The organism is Chitinophagaceae bacterium, assembly GCA_007695095.1.
Classification (GTDB): Bacteria; Bacteroidota; Bacteroidia; order Chitinophagales; family REEL01; genus REEL01.
Genome location: REEL01000056.1, coordinates 1 through 18,862, shown reverse-complemented (window position 1 = coordinate 18,862; position 18,862 = coordinate 1). Strand labels below are relative to the sequence as shown.

At 36.1% G+C, this 18,862-nt stretch carries 13 protein-coding genes; 9 read left to right on the top strand and 4 right to left on the bottom strand.

Annotated elements, in window-relative coordinates:
* Positions 1-426 precede the first annotated feature (426 nt).
* Positions 427-1,626, bottom strand: coding sequence for an acetyl-CoA C-acyltransferase (locus EA412_01375; protein TVR82629.1), 1,200 nt, complete (start codon positions 1,624-1,626; stop codon positions 427-429).
* Positions 1,627-1,758: 132 nt separating this feature from the next.
* On the opposite strand from EA412_01375, the gene EA412_01370 reads away from it, so the two are divergent.
* The gene (locus EA412_01370; protein TVR82628.1) at positions 1,759-2,187 is read left to right on the top strand and encodes a DUF4293 family protein; all 429 of its coding nucleotides are present in this window, start codon (positions 1,759-1,761) and stop codon (positions 2,185-2,187) included.
* Positions 2,188-2,210: 23 nt separating this feature from the next.
* Positions 2,211-3,251, top strand: a complete 1,041-nt coding sequence (locus tag EA412_01365; protein ID TVR82630.1) for a hypothetical protein — start codon at positions 2,211-2,213, stop codon at positions 3,249-3,251.
* A 2-nt stretch (positions 3,252-3,253) separates the two neighbouring features.
* Here EA412_01365 and EA412_01360 read toward each other — a convergent pair whose 3' ends face one another.
* On the bottom strand, positions 3,254-3,748 hold the full coding sequence (locus tag EA412_01360) for a hypothetical protein (GenBank protein ID TVR82627.1): 495 nt from the start codon (positions 3,746-3,748) through the stop codon (positions 3,254-3,256).
* Positions 3,727-4,197 carry a hypothetical protein gene (locus tag EA412_01355; GenBank protein ID TVR82626.1) on the bottom strand — a complete coding sequence of 157 codons (471 nt, stop codon included), beginning with the start codon at positions 4,195-4,197 and terminating at the stop codon, positions 3,727-3,729. The genes EA412_01360 and EA412_01355 overlap by 22 nt, the downstream gene beginning before the upstream one ends.
* Positions 4,198-4,330: 133 nt before the next feature.
* On the opposite strand from EA412_01355, the gene lpxK reads away from it, so the two are divergent.
* The 4 genes from lpxK (at position 4,331) to EA412_01335 (ending at position 8,609) form a co-directional block, all read left to right on the top strand.
* Positions 4,331-5,419, top strand: coding sequence for a tetraacyldisaccharide 4'-kinase (gene lpxK, locus EA412_01350; GenBank protein TVR82625.1), 1,089 nt, complete (start codon positions 4,331-4,333; stop codon positions 5,417-5,419).
* 3 nt (positions 5,420-5,422) lie between these two features.
* Positions 5,423-6,250, top strand: coding sequence for a purine-nucleoside phosphorylase (locus tag EA412_01345; GenBank protein TVR82624.1), 828 nt, complete (start codon positions 5,423-5,425; stop codon positions 6,248-6,250).
* Between the two features lie 5 nt (positions 6,251-6,255).
* Entirely contained in the window at positions 6,256-8,169 is a 1,914-nt protein-coding gene (locus EA412_01340; GenBank protein ID TVR82623.1) for a hypothetical protein, read from the top strand.
* Between the two features lie 98 nt (positions 8,170-8,267).
* Entirely contained in the window at positions 8,268-8,609 is a 342-nt protein-coding gene (locus tag EA412_01335) for a heavy-metal-associated domain-containing protein (GenBank protein ID TVR82622.1), read from the top strand.
* Between the two features lie 2 nt (positions 8,610-8,611).
* Here EA412_01335 and aspS read toward each other — a convergent pair whose 3' ends face one another.
* Entirely contained in the window at positions 8,612-10,354 is a 1,743-nt protein-coding gene (gene aspS, locus EA412_01330) for an aspartate--tRNA ligase (GenBank protein ID TVR82621.1), read from the bottom strand.
* Between the two features lie 225 nt (positions 10,355-10,579).
* On the opposite strand from aspS, the gene EA412_01325 reads away from it, so the two are divergent.
* The 3 genes from EA412_01325 to radA all read left to right on the top strand — a co-directional run bounded on the left by EA412_01325 (position 10,580) and on the right by radA (position 18,711).
* Positions 10,580-16,096 (top strand): hypothetical protein, encoded by a 5,517-nt coding sequence (locus EA412_01325; protein ID TVR82620.1) that lies wholly within the window; start codon positions 10,580-10,582, stop codon positions 16,094-16,096.
* Positions 16,097-16,206: 110 nt separating this feature from the next.
* Positions 16,207-17,271, top strand: a complete 1,065-nt coding sequence (locus EA412_01320) for a type IX secretion system membrane protein PorP/SprF (GenBank protein TVR82619.1) — start codon at positions 16,207-16,209, stop codon at positions 17,269-17,271.
* A 72-nt stretch (positions 17,272-17,343) separates the two neighbouring features.
* Positions 17,344-18,711, top strand: a complete 1,368-nt coding sequence (radA, locus tag EA412_01315) for a DNA repair protein RadA (protein TVR82618.1) — start codon at positions 17,344-17,346, stop codon at positions 18,709-18,711.
* The last annotated feature ends 151 nt before the right edge of the window (positions 18,712-18,862 follow it).

Here is an 18,862-nt window from a genome sequence, read left to right as displayed (position 1 = left end):
TATTAAATACATTTTTATTTATTTTTTATTTAGTTAAAAATTATAAGATTATATTTTATACTTCAATCTAATAATAAATCTTAAGCTTTACATAAGTTTTTCAACAACTTCATTATAATGTATTTCTATCAATTATAAAAGTAATAAAGCGTTTATTTTCTTTAAAAAGACTTGATACCATTATATTGACAGTAAATAAAAAAATTAGGCCTATTATCCTTAGATAAGTCAACCTAAATCATTTACTATTTGAGCAGACCAATAAGAGGAAAGATTAGATACTTAAAGATTGTTTCCTATAAAAAAGCTTAGAGAAAGTACAAGTGTCAGAGAAAACTATAAAGACTAATAAATCAGTCCGGATAGAAAAAATCGGGAATTGGATTTAACAGAAAATGAACCAATAAGATAAGTTTGAAAAAGCAATTATACCCTTTCATAAATAACAGCAGCACCTTGCCCAACTCCGACGCACATAGTAGCTAAACCATATTTTACATCCGGTCTTTTCAACATTTCATGTATGAGGGTGGAAGAAATTCTGGAACCACTGGCTCCCAAAGGGTGTCCAATTGCAATTGAACCACCGTTTACATTTATAATATCCGGATTGATATCCATTTCCTCAATGCAAGCGATTGACTGAGCGGCAAAGGCTTCATTCAATTCCACAAGTCCAAGGTCATTTTTACTGATTCCGGCTCTCTTCAACGCTTTTTCAGTGGCAGGAACCGGACCAATACCCATTATATCAGGCGCTACACCGGCAACCGCAAAAGAAACGACTCTTGCCAATGGTTTTAAGGAAAACTTTTTTAATATATCTTCATTTACCAGCATCAAAACAGCAGCTCCATCATTAACTCCGCTGGAATTACCTGCTGTTACACTGCCGCCTTTTTTAAAGGCAGGCTTTAACGTAGCTAACTTATCGGGTGAACTCAATCTCGGGTGCTCATCTTTATCAAAAATGATACTATCTCCCTTTCTTTGCTTAATCTCAACTGCTAATAATTCATCATTAAACTTCCCTTTTTCATGCGCATTCTGATATTTCAGTTGTGAATTATGGGCAAAAACATCCTGGGCTTCGCGTGAAATCTTCCACTTTTCGGCAACATTCTCAGCGGTTTCTCCCATAGTGTAGGGATAATGCTTTTCTGAAAGTGCCGGATTAATAAATCGCCATCCTATGGTTGTGTCATACATTTCTGTTTTACGACTAAAGGCAGCCTCAGGCTTTGCCATTACGAAAGGCGCGCGACTCATACTTTCAACACCGCCGGCCAGATAAATTCCACCTTCCCCCAGCATTATCGCACGGGAAGCATCCATTATAGACTGTAATCCTGAAGCACATAAACGATTAACGGTTACGCCGGCAACAGTTTCCGGCAATCCCGCCATTAAAGCTGCCATTCTTGCCACATTTCGGTTATCTTCCCCTGCCTGATTGGCTCCGCCGAAAACTACATCCTCTATTAATGACAAATCTATTTGGGGGTGCTTTTCAATAAGTTTTTTTATGACTAAGGCAGCTAAATCATCCGGGCGAACCTGAGCTAAAGTTCCACCATACCTGCCAACAGGAGTCCTTAAAGCCTCTATAACGTAAACTGCTTTCATAGCTTTTTATATTTTTTATTTTTATATTTACAACAGGCAAAATTTGAACAAACCTTTTTTTAGGTTTTTTTTATTGCTTATTATACCTTTGCAAAGTTAAATTTTTACCGTTAACTCCCTAAAATAAAACCAATGATTCAGAGAATACAAACTGTATATTTTTTGATAATAATTTTTCTGGCTGCCGTCTTATTTTTCACTCCGATTTACGAAATTAAATTAATCGGCGAATCAGTAAGAGCTTTTTACATAACCGATCATATAAGCCTTTTACTTTCTAATATTTTCATCATAGGCTTATCCGCTATAAACATTTTTCTATTTAAAAATCGCCCTCTCCAGATAAAGATAGGATGGTTTATCTTTTTACTGATACTGGTTTTATCCATACTTATCAGGCTTACCTTCCATACTGAACAGCAAAACTTAGTATCAGATGCTGTCTTTATTTTTTCCTATTTTACCTTTCTGCCTTTTTTAAAGTTAATATTTATATTTTTAGCTATTAAATCCATTAAAAAAGATGAGGATTTGGTGAAATCTGCAGACAGATTCAGATAAAACAGCTTATGGAAGAAAATTATATGTCCAAAAAAAAACCTTTCTATAAGATTAATCCTTCTCTGAGGAAATACTTAAGGGCATATAACCGGGAATTTAAGCTCCCTGTATCTTACGAAGAATTAGCTTATCACCAATCGACCATTGATCTTTATGATAAAGATGGTAAAAATACCCTTTGGGAAAGTTGCATATATTCAGAGACAGAAAGAGAAAACCTATATCAGGGATTAAGAGAAATCTATGCGCTTCTCAAGGCAGAAGGCGATTTGAGTGTGATGACTCACCTGGATGTGGAACGTATTGATTATTGCACTTTCGGAAATACAAACCCCTACCGAATCAGAATTATTAATAAGCTGAATGATAATTATGATCATTTTTATGTAAAAAAAGCAGATGCATCAAGAGTCTACGGATTAGAACTGGAGCATATTTTATCACCAAACCGTATTAATTTTTTGGTACACAAAAACACCCTCATCGAAGAGCATATTGCCGGCATTCCGGGAGATGTCTTTAAAGATAAATACTTAAATAAGCCGGATACCAATAAAACAAGAATAGCCAAAGAATTTGTAAAGTTTAATGAAAGATGTTTTGTGAGATTGTTGGGAGATATGAGAGCTTATAATTTTATTTTTGACATAACTCCCGACTTTGAAGAGGTACAGTACCGAATAAGAGCTATTGATTTTGATCAACAATCTTATGAGGGAAGAATGAAAATTTACAGACCTCAGTTTTTTAAAGAAAATTTTGCCTTTGTGGAGCTTGTTATGAAGCTACTTCCCAAGGAAACTATTATGCAATACCAGCGTGAAGAAAGAGCTCTAATAGCAGGGAGAATCAAGTCATCAAGATATCAGTTAAAAGACCTTTTGGATGTCATGGTAAATGATACAATTTCAACGGATGAAAACATTAAGCTCCTAAGAGAAGAGTTAGCAGAGCATTATAAAACAAAGGTATTTTTGAAATGCTTGCGAATGGGTGAAATTGTTAAAACCAGTCTATGGTTGTTAGTCACCAAAAACATTCTAAACAAAAACATTATTAAATAAAACTAGCGCTTGAAAGTAGCTGTACAGGAAAAATACTGACCGGCAAAAATATAATCAAGCGATATGTCAATTGTAGTCGAAGAAATATAATTTCCGTTTCCTGAAAGGTTTACATTTCCAATATTTTGTTCCGGAATTTGAATAAATCTGCCTGACACAAAGCCTTCTGCTGAGATTCCCATTCCTAAAATATTATTGATTAAAATTCTGTCTACTCGACCGCCGGGATAAGCGATAGTTGAAACATACTGAGTAAAAGGACCCTGAGCACAAAACTGATCCACTTCATAGCTTCCTAAAAACTTTACATAGCTAAGACTATCGCAGGATTCACCTTCATATCCGGGAGCGCATACACAAACTCCGTTTAAACATTGTTCCCCCGTTCCGCAGACTACATCGCTGCAATTTCGGTTATCACAAGAAGTTATCCCGAAAAATAATGCAATTATAAAACCCGGTAAGAATAAACTATTCAGGACTTTTTTCTTTTCCATTTTGAAAATAATAAACGAAACTGTAAAAAAACGATTAAAATGAGGAAGCCAATCATGAAGAAAACGATTTCTTTCTTAAAAAATTCTACCATAGAGAAAAACTGAGGCTGGCTCATCTCAATTTCATTGCCTGAGGCAAAATATCGGTTGTCATAATTGTCAAAAACATAAAAGAAATATTGTAAACGCTCAAGTGTAAAAAGGAAAACTCCAATATTCAATGCAAAAAAACCTGCTTTTATGTAGTTATTCTTAAAAATACGAACATCACCTAAAAATACAGTAAATCGAAAATAGTAAACAAACAAGACGATTAAACCAATGTTCAATAACAGATGCTGATTGTCTATGACTCCAAACAGCGGATATGTAACTCCCAAACATAGTATTACAGCAATTCCCAACCACAATAACTCTTTCAAAATTTCTAACTGCACTTTTCGGCTCATCGATTAATAATTTAGGAATCCAACAACGGCATTCTATTTATAGTTGCAAATTTCCACCTTTTAACAAAAAAAACAACTCTTTCCAAACTGAATTTTATCTTTGCACCCTGGCAGACAGAATTAATTCTTTAAGATGATTAAAAAAGTGAGTTTAAATAAAAAAAGGACATATCTACGTCCTATTGCCTGGCTGTATGGCCTGGGCATTTCTTTTATAGATTTTTTATTTAAAAAAAGAATCTTCAGATCTGCTGAATTTGATATCCCTGTTATATCAGTCGGTAATTTAAGCGTGGGTGGAGCCGGCAAGACACCAATGGTCATATATCTTTCAAGCTTAATAAATAAAAACTATAAGTCCGGAATCATAAGTCGTGGCTATGGCAGAAAGGGAAATAAAACTTTTGAAGTTCCTGCTGAAGAAACAGATGTAGAACTTTGTGGTGACGAACCTTTAATGGTAAAAAACTATGTGCCGGAATCTCCTCTGGTACTGGCCAATAACAGAATTTGGGGAGTTATTCATTTGCTCAACGATTATCCTGAAACAGAAGTTATTTTATTAGATGATGCCTTTCAGCATAAAAGGTTAAAACCCGGTTTAAACATACTTATCACGCCTTTTCATTTTCCTTTTTTCAATAATGAATTACTTCCGGCGGGTAATTTGCGCGAAAGCAGATCGGCAGCTTCGAGAGCTGATATGATAATAGTGAGTAAGTGCCCTGAACAAATCTCAGACAAAGTTCAAAACGAGTATAAAGAAGAAATAAAAAAATATTCTTCTGCTCCGGTCTTTTTTACTAAAATTAAATACAAAGGTGTTTATCCAATTTTTAATCCTGAAAAAATTAGTAGCCAAATACCTTTAGGAAATAAACTTTTACTGGCGGCAATTGCTGACACCAAACCTTTTGAGGATTATTTTGAAAAAAGTAGCGGAAAGAATTTTGACTCACTTTTCTTCAGAGACCACTACAGATTTCAGGAAAATGACATGGCTACAATCAGCAACTGGTATTCTAAAAACAGAGGTAACGTATTTACGACCGTGAAAGATGAAATCCGATTGAATGAATGGAAAAGTTTTATTTTAAAAGAGAACTTACCGATTTTTGTAGTTGAAACTGAGGTTGAATTTTGCTCGTCTTCGGAGGCCGAAAATTTTGACAAGCTCGTATTGAAATATATTGAAAAACAATTATCATATTATAAATCCTGACAAATGAATCTATTAGAAAAAATTGAACAAACCACCACTTTTATAAATGGGAAAACTCGTATAAAACCTCAATACGGGATTATACTTGGCAGTGGATTAGGAGAACTGACAAATAAAATTGAAATCCACGATGAGATCCTGTTTGAAGACATACCTAATTTCCCTGCCTCAACGGTAGTAGGGCATGACGGGAAGTTAATCTTTGGATATATTGCTGAAAAAGCAGTAGTTGTGAGTAAGGGCAGATTTCACTATTATGAAGGTTACAGCATGGAAGAAGTAACTTTTCCTGTACGAATTTTTAAAACGCTGGGAGCCTCCACACTTATAGTTTCCAATGCAGCTGGAAGTACTAATCCGGACTTCAAAACAGGAGAAGTGATGTTTATTAACGATCATATTAATCTACATGCAGAACATCCGCTCAGAGGCAAAAACTATGATCAATTGGGGCCCAGGTTTCCGGATATGATGGATGCTTATGATAAAGATTTATTAAATCTCGCTAAAGAAATTGCAAAAGAGCTGAATATTAAACCAAACGAAGGCGTTTATATAGGTTTGCAGGGACCCACTCTTGAAACTCCGGCAGAATACAAATACCTGCATATTATCGGAGGTGATGCTGTAGGTATGTCAACTGTACCGGAAGTTATTGTAGCCAGACATATGGACATGCGGGTTTTTGGACTATCCGTTATTACAGACATGGGTTATCCAAAAGATGTTATAAAAAAGACTACCCATGAAATTGTTATTGAAGTTGCCTCTAAACAGGCTCCTCTCTTAGCTAAACTCGTAGAACAACTTATAAAAAGAGACAAAGAATAAGCCTCATGAACCTTCAAAACAGTTTTAGTTGCCTGATTTTACTCTTTCTAATTTTTACCTCAGTAAATGCTGAGGAAATTCAGGAAGAAAGCAGCAAAACTGTTTATTATTATTTTTTTGAAAATGCAGAAGAAACTTTTTATGTCGATACTTTGGCTAAAGAAAGTCACTTTTTTGACCCGGTTAATAAGCCGGGTTATTTTTCATTAAATACCGGAAATACGGGATCTCCAAATTTATCTTTGGCCGAAATTCCGGAGCAGGGTTTTGGTTTCCGTTACGCTCCGAATTTATTAGGTGTTTGGAATAGAAATCCTGAAAATCTAAAAGTGTATAAAAATACTTTCCCCTATACCGATCTATCGCTATTATTTGGCGGGAATGAAAAAGTAATGGCCAGAGCAATTCACAGTCAACCTATTGGCAGAGGTTTTCAAATTAGCGGTGACTTTCAACGGATAAATTCCAAAGGCGCCTACAACCGGCAAAGAAATTTAAATAATCACCTGAGCACACACTTAAGCTATGTATCGCCTTTAGCAGACCACACTATTGATTTTGCCTTTTTCTTAAATAATCACAGAGGGCAGGAAAATGGAGGCCTTGAAAACATCAATTATCTGAATGAAAATCCCGGAATCAACAAAGAGCTTGTACCGATTTTATTAAATAATGCAGAAAGAAACATTAGTCAAAACAGTTTTTTACTACAGCAAAAATGGAGAATTGGAAATACTGAAATAATTCAAAGAGATACAGTCGCAATGAATGACACTATTCAAAATGACACTCTTTTAGCTGTTTTGCCGGAACCGTCAAATAACATAATTTTTCATAAAATCGAATACAAAACAAGCAACCATCGCTTTACAGATTTTAATCCAAATGAAAATGCTTATCCGGACAATGTAAATACCACTGTAGATAGTATTCATCGTAATGCTCAAGTTCGTATTATTGACCAAAGACTGGGTTTTCGGGGCAGAATTTTTGAGCAAAAAAATGAGGATGGCAATTTACCTATGTTGAACTATGCCATTTATCAGGATTTTGCTTCCATAAATGTCCAAAATCTGAATTCAAATGCTGCCTTTCTTCAATTTTCAACAGGAGGTTCCCTCAATTTTTTAAGTAGGAGATTCTCCTCTGCATTAGAAGCTGAATTCATTTATTCGGGCTATAATTCGGGAGACTTTCAGGTTACTTCAGAGAGCAGTTATGATATAAATAAAAACTGGATAATCAATGCAGGATACAGGTATCAGCAATCAGAACCTTATTTTATAATGCAGCAAAATGAATCGAGTTTTTTTTCTTACGAAAATGATTTTGAAAAAACTACTGTGCATAGCCTGCATTCCGGTTTGCAATCAAAAAAATCAAATTTTTCAGTAAATGCAAGCATTCAGTTTTTTAATAATTACACTTATTTTAACGATTTATATTCACCGACACAGCATGATGACATGTTTTTAAATCTGGATTTAAGCGTATCACATCAATTAAATTTGGGTAGATTTCATTTAAAAAACTATTTATTAGCCAGATACTTATCAGATAAAGCTCCAATAGATTTTCCTGCTTTTCAGCTTCATCACTCTTTATTTTTTCAAAACGACCTATTTAATCAGGCTTTGACATTTAATTTAGGCTTAGACATTCGCCACAGGGAAAGTTTTTTTATGCAGGGATATGACATAGTGAATAACATCTATTATGAGCAAAGAAACTGGAAACCATCCTATCATCCGGTTGTTGATATATTTTTAAATGTAAAAATTCAAACTGTCAGGGTATCTTTGAGTCTCACACATGTTAATTCAGATTTATTTCCGCAGGAAACAGACTGGGGAAGCTATAGATATCCAATTACCCCGAGAACTTTTCAACTGGGTATACAGTGGTTATTTTATAATTAAATTCAGGGAAAAGTTTAAAGGCTTTAATTGAATTTTTTCAATCTTTGAAATGTTATATTTGCATAGTATAAAGCGATAAATCATCTAAAATTTAAAAAATGAAACTATACAGCATACTGTCAATTTTAATTTTCATCACGTTTATGTCTGCATGTAATAGTGTTGATAGCAATAAGACTGAGCAAAAAGAAGCAGTAAATACCGAAATTGCAGTTTCGGAAGTACAAATAGAAATTCCAATTGAAGGAATGAGTTGTATGATGTGTGTGAAAAAAATTGAAGAAGGACTGAAGTCAGAAAAAGGCATTCAATCAGTTCAGGTAAATCTGGAAAAAAACAATGCTATACTTTATTACAATCCGGAAGAAACTGCATCCTCAGAAATTACTGAAAAAATAGAAAAATTGGGATACAAGCCGGGCTCTGTAAACACTTTATAAACTTAGTCTTTTTTCGGTTTAAGTTTTAACTCTTCCCATTGTTCCTGATCAATATTTGATGGACTATCCAGCATCACATCTCTGCCGGCATTGTTTTTTGGGAAAGCTATCATATCTCTGATATTTTCAAAACCATTCATCAGCGCCACCAATCTGTCAAAACCAAAAGCAATCCCTCCGTGAGGCGGAGCTCCATACTCAAATGCTTTCATCAGAAATCCAAATTTTTCATTAGCTTCCTCTTCTGACAAGCCTAATACCTCAAATATTTTTGCCTGTAAATCACGATTATGAATCCTGATTGATCCGCCTGCAATTTCATTTCCGTTTAAAACCAAATCATATGCATTTGCATATACTTTTTCCGGTGATTTTTCCAGCAACTCAATATGTTCCTCTTTTGGTGCTGTAAATGGGTGATGACAAGCATAATATCTTTGAGCCTCTTCGTCCCATTCCAAAAGCGGGAAATTCAATACCCAAAGAGCTTTAAAATCATTGGGTTTTCTTAATCCAAGCTCATTACCTAATTTTAATCTTAATTCTGATAATGCTCTCCGGGTGGTATTTTTATCTCCGGCAACTACCAAAATTAAATCTCCGGTTTTGGCATTAAATTCTTTTTTCCATTCAGTTAAATCCTCTTTTGAATAAAATTTATCTACAGAAGATTTTATAGTTTCATCTATTTTAGCATATACCAAACCGGAAGCTCCTATTTGGGGTCTTTTAATAAACTCCGTTAGAGCATCTATTTGTTTTCTGCTAAAAGATGATGCACCTTCTACGCAGATTCCGGCAACCAGTTCAGCTTCATCAAATATTTTAAATCCTTTATTTTTTACCAATTCATTTAACTCATGAATTTTCATTCCAAAGCGGGTATCCGGCTTATCATTCCCGTAATATTTCAAAGCATCTTTATAATCCATTCTTTCAACGGATGGTAGTTCAATACTCAATACATCCTTAAAGACACTTTTTAACATCTCTTCAAAAATTTGCAATACATCTTCCTGATTTACAAAAGACAATTCGCAATCTATTTGTGTGAACTCCGGCTGACGATCTGCCCGTAAATCTTCATCTCTGAAGCAACGCACAATTTGAAAATACCTGTCAAAACCGGAAACCATTAAAAGTTGCTTAAAAGTTTGCGGAGATTGAGGTAAAGCATAAAACTGACCGGGATGCATTCTGGAGGGTACTACAAAATCTCTGGCACCTTCAGGAGTACTTTTAATTAAAAAAGGAGTTTCAATTTCCAAAAAATCTTTTTTGTCTAAAAATCTACGGACAGATTGTGCTACTTTATGCCTGAAAATTAAATTTTGCTGAATATTAGGTCTTCTTAAATCCAGATATCTGTATTTCATTCTCAGCTCATCCCCACCATCCGTTTCTTCTTCTATTAAAAAGGGTGGTAAGGCAGCTTTATTAAGTATCTCAAGAGTCTTTACAACAATTTCAATATCACCGGTCAATAAGTCAGCGTTTTTGCTACTCCTTTCATTCACAACTCCTTCAATTCGGACAACATCTTCTCTACCAAGCTTTCTGGCTTTTTGACACAAATCAGCATCTGTTTCTAGGTTAAAGGCCAATTGTGTAATTCCATATCTGTCTCGTAAGTCTACAAATGTCATTCCGCCAAGATTTCTTACCCCTTGAACCCAACCGCAAAGAATAACATTTTGGTCACTATTATTTAACCTTAAATTACCACAATTATGAGTTCTGTACATTGCTTTTTTTTTTGTAAAATGAAAGAATTTGTTCTATTGCAAACTTAGTTTAAAAATTAGATTCAATAAGTGTTTGTGAGAAAAAATATGAATCATAACTAATAATCAGTTATATATACTATCTGTTTAATGTTAAATATTCTTTGTTTTTTGAAGTTTTAAAAAATATTTTGTATTTTTACATAATGTTCCTTATATAATTTTGAAATCTGAATACAATAGATTATGCGTTTTAAATTTTACACAAAAATATTATTAACCCTCTTGCTAATTTCTGTTTTTTTTACAAAAACTACAGAAGCAAGTCATGCGGTAGGTGGAGATTTATCCTACACTTGTCTGGGTAATAACCAATACGAAATCACTTTTACCTACTACAATGATTGCGATGGAATTAGTGCACCGGCATCGCCTAATGTTAACATAAGCTCTGCCTCTTGTGGCCAAAGCTTTAATCAGTCGCTTAGTATGCAGCCACCTCCGGGTTCTCCTCCGGGCACACCTGCCGGCGGACAAGAAGTGCCTTTCCTTTGTCAGGCACAAAGCAGTCAAAGTGCTTGTAATAACGGACCACTTCCCGGACTGGAGTTATATACTTATACAGCAATAATTACACTTCCACAGGAATGTGATGATTGGGTTATAACTTACTCCCTTTGCTGTAGAAACTCTCAAATCACAAACTTGCAAAACCCTGCAGGAGCGCAATTTTATATAGAAACAAACCTTGATAACACCAACGGATTATGTAATAACTCTCCTGTCTTCACAGGTACAGCCTTACAGTATGCCTGTGCAAATCAGTTAAACAACTTAAATTTTGGTGCAGTTGACCTTGATGGTGACTCTTTGGTTTTTTCATTGGTCAATCCTATGACGAACGGAGGAAACCCAATTAACTATTCTGATCCTTCTTTTTCACCAACAAATCCAATGGATTTAATCGGACCTTTAGTCTTTAATACACAAACAGGTCAGATTTCTTTCACTCCGGACGGAACACAGGTTGCTGTTTTAACCATAAGGGTAGATGAGTATAGAAATGGAGAATTGATTGGCTCAACTATTAGAGATATTCAGATTTTCGTTGTTCCATGTAACACTATCCCTAACGTATCACCAATTGTAGATTTGCAAGGTGGCGCGCAGTTAGATAGTACGGTAGTAGAAACCTGTCCGGACGGTCTAATTTCTTTTGATATTATTGCCAGCACACCGGATACAGCTGTCACAATTGATATAGTTACAAATGTGGGTTCGGCTATCCCTGATGCTGATTTTCAAATTACAGGTTCTGGAAACGGACCAATTGTCGGTACTTTTACCTGGCAGCCCTCTGCTTTGGATGTAGGTATCCACTTTTTTACCGTAACCGTTACGGATGATGCCTGTCCTTATCCCGGGCAAGCGACCTTTTCATATCAAATTAACGTATTGCCGGGGACCTTTGCCGGTCCGGATTTATTTTATTGCGATGCAGGAGGTCCGGTGCAACTTCAGGCAATTGGAGGCTCTTCCTTTACATGGACTCCTGTTGACGGGCTTTCAGACCCCAATATCCCAAATCCAACGGCCAGTCCTAACCAGACAACAACCTACATAGTTGAAAGTAATTTAAATCCTATTTGCAAAAACAGAGACACAGTTACCGTTTTTGTAGTAGATGATTTTACCTATACCATTTCAGATGATGACTCAATTTGTCAGTTTAACAGCACAATGTTGAATGTAAATCCGGATCCGGCTTTTGGACCTTATGGAATTAGCTGGTCACCATCCAACGGACTCAACACAACAAGCGGAGCTAATGTAATTGCTAACCCATTTGAAACCACAACTTATGAAGTTGAAATGGTTTCTGATGATGGTTGCCGAATAGTTGATTCTGTAAGTGTAATTCTTTTGGGTGTCGCACCAAATGTTATAGCAATTGCTGACCCGGACACTATTTGCCCGGGAGGAGCTGTGCAACTAGATGTTGCAGGCTCAAGCGGACTCTGTGGTGAGTTTAATGCACCTTGTTTAACTACACCTGATGAGTTTACTGTAGGTACAGGTACTAGCGCCAATACAGGCAATACCTATCCTGCTATTTATGGTAACTGGTTCTGGGGTAACAGAACTCAAATGTTATATACTGCTGCAGAATTGCAGGCATTGGGAGTTAATCCGGGTGTTATCACCTCATTGAGTTTTCAAGTTGCAACTTTAGGTGGACAAACTACTTTAAATAATTTTAGAATTCGCATGGGATGCGTTACTTCAATGAACACCTTAACTACCTGGCAGACAGGCTTAACGCAAGTTTATGATCCTAAAACAGTAAATGTTGTAAATGGATGGAATACGCATGTTTTCGATACCAATTATGAGTGGGACGGAGTATCTGACTTAATTGTTGAAGTTTGTTTTAATAACTCTAGTTTTACATCTCAGAATACGCAAAACTTTTTCACAACAACTCCTACAAACTCGGTAATTTGGTACAGAGCTGACAACGCAAACGTTTGTACAAATAATGCTATAACCGGTTCAAGTAATCAGCGTCCAAATACCAGATTTGGGGTATGTTTATTTCAAACTACGGGTATGGATATTACCTGGTTGCCTTCAAATTTAGTTTCTGATTCAAGTATATCAAATCCTATTGCATTCCCTACTGAAACAACTACTTTTGAAGTATTAGTCGATGACGGTGGTTGTGTTGGAAATAGTTTTGTAACTGTAGTGACGGATCAAACCGTTGAAGTTGAAGCAAGCCCGGATACAAGTTTCTGTAATTTAGATCCGATACAATTAACTTCAAATGTTATTGGAACACCTTCACCGGTATTATTAAGTTGTGGAGCCAATAATACGGTATGCCCTAACCCGGCTGCCCCGGTAGAAATGGGAACAGTTTCCGGAGGCAATGTTTCGAATGTCACTTCTCCATTTAAGGGAGATGATACAGATGGTCGTATTCAGATAATTTATACCGCAGCTGAACTTCAGAATGAAGGCTTAAGTACAGGTGTTATTTCCGAGATTGCATTAAGAATTGCTTTTAAAAACTCAACAGCACCTTTTGAAAATTTTGAAATAAAAATGGGTTGTACCAGCCAAAGTTCATTTAATAACGATTTTATTGGCGGTTTAGATTTAGTTTACAGTAACTCTGCTTATAGTACCGTTTCCGGATGGAATAACTTCCAGTTAGATAATACTTTTGACTGGGATGGCACTTCTAATATTGTAATTGAAATTTGTTTTAGTAATCCAAACTTTGATTTTACTGATATCATCAATTATACACCTGGACCTGCAAACTCTGTTATTTATACCAGTCAGTTATTTGCACCGGGTGGCGGTTGCGCTATGCCATTCAATTTAGCAAGTGGCGGACAAAGTTCAGACAGACCAAACATGCGTTTTGTGAGCTGCCCTCCACCTCCGGGTGATTTTGTATACACATGGTCTCCGGCAGATAATCTGGATTCAGCAAATGTGGAAAGTCCTATTTTTACTCCCCCTGCACCGGGAACTTATACTTATGTTTTAACCGTTTCTGACGGAATATGTGAAGATACAGATACAGTAACCATAAGTGTCGCTGAACCTATCGATATCGATTTATCTTACTTCTACAATGATTGTGAAGATACAGTTGCCAATGTAGTGGTTAATTTCCTTAGCGGAGTTGCTCCTTATGATATTGTTTGGAATACGGGTCAAACAGCAAACGGTGTTACTTCTGACACATTATTTAATGTGCCGCCGGGCATTTATTCAGTAACTGTTAATGATGCTGTAAATTGTGATGTTTATACTGATTCAATAACAGTCGGATTACCTTCTTTGGTAGATGTAACTCTATCTAAAGTAGACCCCACTTGTTTTGGACTTGAAGATGGAATAGTTAGTGTTACCGCCACGGGAGGAACTGCACCTTATAATATAACCTGGTCTGACGGTACCGTAGGTGATACTGTTTTATTTAATCAGGGTGCAGGAGTTATTTCTGTTTTCATTACTGATGCAGCAGGTTGTCCGGGTACTGATACAATTGAACTTGTAGAACCGGATGAAATAATTACTGATATTAGCTTTACAGATGTCAGCTGCTATAATGGAGATGATGGTAGTATAACAGTAAATAGTGTTGTCGGTGGAGTTGATCCTTATGATTTTCAGTGGATAGTCGGATCATCATCAACAGACCCTTCTATTTCAGGTCTAACTGCCGGTACTTATATACTGCAAACTCAGGATGCTAATAATTGTCAAACTTTTGATACCATTGTTTTAACTCAACCGGATAGCTTTACCATATCAGTTAGTTCTGTAGATGCAAGCTGTTTTAGTGCTACAGATGGAAGTGCCTCTGCTAATGTAGGAGGTGATATAGTTAATTATAGTTTTGAGTGGAATACTACACCTGTTCAGGCTACACCTGAAGCAACAAACATTGGTCCGGGCACTTATACCGTAAGTGTAACTGATAGTGTTGGTTGTGTACAAACAGAGCAGGTAACAGTAGGATCTCCACCTGAAATCGAAGTTGATATACAAACACAAAATGTTTCATGCTTTGGAGGTTCTGATGGAAGTATTTCTGCCACAGTAACTGCAGGTGGAACCGGACCATTCACATTTGAGTGGGATAACAATGAAGTTGGAGAAACGATTACTGATTTAGAAGCAGGTTCTTATAACCTGATAGTTACAGATGCACAAGGTTGTGAGGCTTTTGTAAATGATATCATTCTCACAGCTCCTGATGCTTTAGATTTAGCTGTATCTACAACTGATTTAACATGTTATGGAGCAGGTGACGGAAGCGCAGAAATTCAAATTTCCGGTGGTACAGCACCTTATACAACAAACTGGAGTGATGGTCAAAGTGGTAATACTGCAAGCGGATTACAGGCCGGCAGTTTTATGGCTGTGGTTATCGATGACAATGGTTGTATAGATAGTATCAGTTTTGTAATTGACGAACCGGATCTATTTGAATTAACAAGTTTAGAAGGCCAACAAACCTCATGTCCGAATACAGATGATGGAGTTATTTCTATAGATGTTACAGGAGGTGTTGCTCCTTATACCTATGAAGTATCTGATATTGGTACTTTCAATACCCCAGAGATTGGAAATATTCCTGCCGGTAGTTATGTAGTTACAGTAACAGATGATAATAATTGTTCTGTTACAGGTAATGTTGACATTACTGAACCACCGGTTGTTTCTATTTTATTCACTGAGGATATGATTGAATATGCCTTAGGCTCAGACCCTGTTCAGATAACATCGGAAATTATACCTGATGGAAATTATACTTATACATGGTCTCCATTAGAAGGTTTGAGCTGTTCTGATTGTCAGGAACCAATGGCCAATCCTTTAGTTACAACAACATATCAGTTAACTGTTTTTGATGAAAACGGATGTCCGTTCACAAACAGCATACTTATAGAAGTTGAAAACCCTTTAATTCTTTATGTACCAAACGCATTCTCCCCGGACGGAGACGGAGTCAATGATATATTCATGGTTTATGGTGTTTCAATAGAAAGCATAGATCTAAGAGTATTTGACAGATGGGGTGCATTAGTGTTCCAAACTAATGATATTAATCAAGGTTGGGATGGTACATTCCAGGGACAAGATATGAATCCCGGAGTATATGCTTATTATGTTGAAGCTACTTATATTGATGGTCAGCAAAGAATCAAAAAAGGTAGTGTAACTTTAATCAGATAAAATAATCTCTATAAAGGTTTAATTATTTAACAAAAAACAATTATTATTGATATAGTTTCCGAATTTCAGAAACTAAAGTTTATAAAATCGAATATTCTAAATAAATTATCATGAAAAAAAGTTTATCAATTATATTAATTCTACTTTGCTCAGTTGTTTTCACTTCTGAAGTTAAAGCAATGGATCCGCATTTTTCTCAATATAATGCAACTCCATTGAATACAAACCCAGCCATGACCGGAGTTTTTAGTGGTAATTACCGGGTTTCAGGAATTTACAGAAGTCAGTGGAGCAGTGTTTTACGAGATGAGAGTGTTCCAATGTTCAGAACTTTTTCAGCTGCTGTTGATTTCAGACTAAATAGTGGTCTGGATGATCATGATGCTTTTGGAGTTGGTTTAGTATTTTTATCTGACAAAGCCGGGGAATCTGAATTTGGAACCAATTATGCAGGATTATCTTTTTCTTACATAAAAAATTTGAGTCAAAGAGGTAATAACTTTATAACTGCCGGATTTCAGGCAGGAGCTGCTCAAAGAAGTATTAATTTCGATAACCTGAGATGGGGAAATCAATTTGACGGAGAAGGCTTTAACCCCGGACTTTCAAGTGGAGAAACAAATATTTCAGATAACTACATGTTTTATGATTTATCGGGAGGTATTTTTTGGTATTATGTTCAGGAAAGAAGAACTAACTATTATGCAGGATTTTCCATGTATCACATAAATCAGCCGGTACAATCTTTTTATGATGCAAGTGAAGTGCGTCTTTACTCAAGATTATCATTTCATACCGGTATGCAATTTCAAATAGCCGATCAGGTGGATATGTTACCTTCATTAATGATGATGGTTCAGGGTCCTGCTTTTGAAACAATGATTGGCACTTATTTCAAGTTTTTATTCGAAACGCACATTCCTGATGGAAACGCATTCTACATTGGACCTTTTTACAGAATGGTTAACGGAACAGAAGGTGTTATCAATAGTGAATCATTAGTATTAGCAGCACGTGTGGATTACGGACAATTTAATTTTGGATTCAGCTATGACTTAAATTTTTCAAGATTAACAGCTGCAACTAATTCAAGAGGTGGATTTGAAGCATCTTTGGTTTATATAGGAGCATTTCCGGAGTCAAGAGCTAAGACAATTTACTGCCCGAGATTCTAAAAACTATTTATTAAACATAAACGAAAAGGGGCTTTTAGATAAAAGCCTCTTTTTTTTGTAAACTAATTAAAATTGGCAAAGACAAAGTCCGCCTTTTTTTGTCAGGAATGTGGAGCTCAATCCCCTAAATGGATTGGGAAGTGCCCTTCTTGTGGAAAATGGAACACCTATGTAGAGGAAATAATATCAACTGATAAAGTTGCAGCCTATCAAAGAGACCCTTCTGAAAAGAAAAAAGCTTTATCACCGGTCAGACTTGGAGATGAAGTGTCTGAAACAACCGAAAGAATACAAATAGCTGATAATGAATTTAATCGTGTTTTAGGTGGTGGTGTGATGCCGGGCTCGGTAATACTCGTAGGTGGTGAGCCGGGTATAGGAAAGTCAACCTTAATGTTGCAAATAGCAGCAAACTATCCTGAATCTGGTGTTCTCTACGTCTCAGGAGAAGAAAGCATTCACCAGATACAATCAAGAGCTAAAAGAATTGGTTTAAAAGCAGATGAATGCTATCTTTTAGCAGATACCTTTACGCCTGATATTATAAAAATATCTAAAAAATTAAATCCACAGCTATTAATAATTGATTCAATCCAAACGATGAGAACGGACAGGGTAGAGTCAGGTGCGGGCTCAGTTTCTCAAATTCGGGAGTCGACAGCAGAAATAATAAGCTTTGCTAAAAACAGAAATATACCGGTCTTTTTAATCGGCCATATAACCAAAGATGGCAGTTTAGCCGGTCCAAAAGTTTTGGAACATATGGTTGATGTTGTCTTATACTTTGAAGGCGACAGAAATAATATTTACAGAATTCTCAGAACTGTAAAAAACAGATATGGCTCAACCTCAGAAATGGGAATATATGAAATGCAGCAGGATGGTTTAATCAGTGTAGAAAACCCCTCAGAGCTGTTACTTTCAGGCAGAGCAGAAAATCTTAGTGGTATAGCCGTTGGGGCAACTATGGAGGGTTTGAGGCCAATTTTAATAGAAGCCCAGGCATTAGTGACAAAAGCCGTGTACGGAACTCCACAGCGCTCTGTAAATGGCTTTGATATGAGAAGGTTAAATATGCTGTTAGCTGTTTTAGAGAAAAGGTGCGGACTGCGACTGGGTATGCAGGATGTATTTTTAAACATAGCCGGAGGTATACGGGTTGACGACCCGGCTATAGATTTTGCCGTTATTGCTTCTTTAATTTCATCTTATGAGGACATTCAAATTCCTGTTGAATGGTGTTTTGCCGGCGAGGTTGGTTTAGCGGGCGAAGTGAGAGCAATTCCAAAAATAGAACAAAGAATTGCTGAAGCTGCAAAGCTGGGTTTTAATAAAATTTTTGTTTCGGCCAATATTAAAAGCATTCCTAAATCCATCAAAGGGATTGATATAATTAAGATAAATAAAGTGCAAACTTTCCACGAATATTTCATCAAGTAATAATTAAAATTTGGATATCCCATTGCACAAAACAGAAATGGTTGACTTGAACAATTGAACATCTGAATGAAGAAATTAGAAATTAGAATGTTACTTAAATCAACTTTTGATTCTGTACTTTTTACTTCACTATTCGATTGTTCGAATGTTC

Excerpts from the sequence above, each read along its gene's own strand:
- EA412_01370 (TVR82628.1), top strand. The coding sequence starts at position 1,759 with ATGATTCAGAGAATACAAACTGTATATTTTTTGATAATAATTTTTCTG.
- EA412_01365 (TVR82630.1), top strand. The coding sequence starts at position 2,211 with ATGTCCAAAAAAAAACCTTTCTATAAGATTAATCCTTCTCTGAGGAAA.
- EA412_01345 (TVR82624.1), top strand. The coding sequence starts at position 5,423 with ATGAATCTATTAGAAAAAATTGAACAAACCACCACTTTTATAAATGGG.
- EA412_01335 (TVR82622.1), top strand. The coding sequence starts at position 8,268 with ATGAAACTATACAGCATACTGTCAATTTTAATTTTCATCACGTTTATG.
- EA412_01320 (TVR82619.1), top strand. The coding sequence starts at position 16,207 with ATGAAAAAAAGTTTATCAATTATATTAATTCTACTTTGCTCAGTTGTT.
- lpxK (TVR82625.1), top strand. The coding sequence starts at position 4,331 with ATGATTAAAAAAGTGAGTTTAAATAAAAAAAGGACATATCTACGTCCT.
- aspS (TVR82621.1), bottom strand. The coding sequence starts at position 10,354 with ATGTACAGAACTCATAATTGTGGTAATTTAAGGTTAAATAATAGTGAC.
- EA412_01340 (TVR82623.1), top strand. The coding sequence starts at position 6,256 with ATGAACCTTCAAAACAGTTTTAGTTGCCTGATTTTACTCTTTCTAATT.
- EA412_01375 (TVR82629.1), bottom strand. The coding sequence starts at position 1,626 with ATGAAAGCAGTTTACGTTATAGAGGCTTTAAGGACTCCTGTTGGCAGG.
- EA412_01355 (TVR82626.1), bottom strand. The coding sequence starts at position 4,197 with ATGAGCCGAAAAGTGCAGTTAGAAATTTTGAAAGAGTTATTGTGGTTG.
- EA412_01325 (TVR82620.1), top strand. The coding sequence starts at position 10,580 with ATGCGTTTTAAATTTTACACAAAAATATTATTAACCCTCTTGCTAATT.
- EA412_01360 (TVR82627.1), bottom strand. The coding sequence starts at position 3,748 with ATGGAAAAGAAAAAAGTCCTGAATAGTTTATTCTTACCGGGTTTTATA.